This window comes from Vibrio sp. 2130-1 (genome assembly GCF_033339515.1).
This window is the reverse complement of the sequence record NZ_JAWOUT010000712.1, coordinates 1-521: the sequence shown is the minus strand read 5'-3', so window position 1 is coordinate 521 and position 521 is coordinate 1. Positions and strand designations below refer to the sequence as shown.

The 521-nt window shown below is 45.9% G+C and carries 1 protein-coding gene; it reads left to right on the top strand.

Translation table 11 applies throughout. The annotated features are described in order from the left end of the window. On the top strand, positions 1–521 hold a 521-nt coding region (locus R7Q09_RS28280; protein ID WP_318144225.1), incomplete at both ends, for a DUF692 family multinuclear iron-containing protein.

The following is a 521-nucleotide window of genomic DNA, read 5'->3' as shown; positions in this document are numbered from 1 at the left end:
AACACTACGATTTTCACCCTCTTGTTGGCGTTGGTTTACGGACTCCTCATTTGGACTTTTTTCAGCAACAACGCCCAGAACTGTCTTGGTTAGAAGTTCACAGCGAGAACTACTTTCAACCCAATGCAGCCGAACGAAAATATCTACACACTTTGCGAGAGCAATACCAGATCAGCTGCCACGGAATTGGTTTATCGTTAGGCTCTGTTGAACGCGTTAGCCAAGTACACCTCGCTCAACTGAAAGCGTTGATTGATGCCATTGACCCGATGTTTGTCTCTGACCATTTGAGCTGGAGTGAAAATGGTGGGCATTATTTTAACGACTTGCTTCCCCTACCATACACCGAAGAAGCACTGAACGTTTTTACTCGCAATGTGCTTGAAGTTCAGGATTATCTGCAACGCGAAATCTTAATTGAGAACCCATCGAGCTATGTGAAGTTTCAACACTCGACGATCAGCGAGTGGGAGTTTCTCACTGAAGTTCAGCAGCGCACAAGTTGCCGGTTACTGCTCGAT